Annotated in this window: 1 protein-coding gene; it reads right to left on the bottom strand. The window is 61.5% G+C overall.

Going from position 1 to position 257, the window contains the following annotated elements:
* Positions 1 to 13: 13 nt before the first annotated feature.
* Positions 14 to 257: LysM peptidoglycan-binding domain-containing protein (locus SB772_RS42925; RefSeq protein ID WP_410838885.1), on the bottom strand; the 244-nt coding region annotated here is incomplete at its 5' end.

Raw genomic sequence — 257 nt, forward strand, 5'->3', positions numbered from 1 at the left:
CGCAGGTTTTACTTTACTGCAGCGGCGGAATGACGAGCACCTGACCCGGATAGATCTTGTCCGGGCTCTTGAGCATCGGCGTGTTGGCCTGGAATATGACGTCGTTCTTCGCGCCGCTGCCGTAGTACTTTTCGGCGATCTTCCAGAGGTTGTCGCCCGCGACCACCGTGTGGTGCTGCGCTTCCGGTGCGGGATTCGTGACGGTCAGCTGGTCGTCGACCTTGTCGACGTTCTGGACGTTGCCCGCGGCCACGAGG

Source organism: Paraburkholderia sp. SIMBA_030, from assembly GCF_046535245.1.
In the GTDB taxonomy this organism is placed as follows: Bacteria; Pseudomonadota; Gammaproteobacteria; order Burkholderiales; family Burkholderiaceae; genus Paraburkholderia.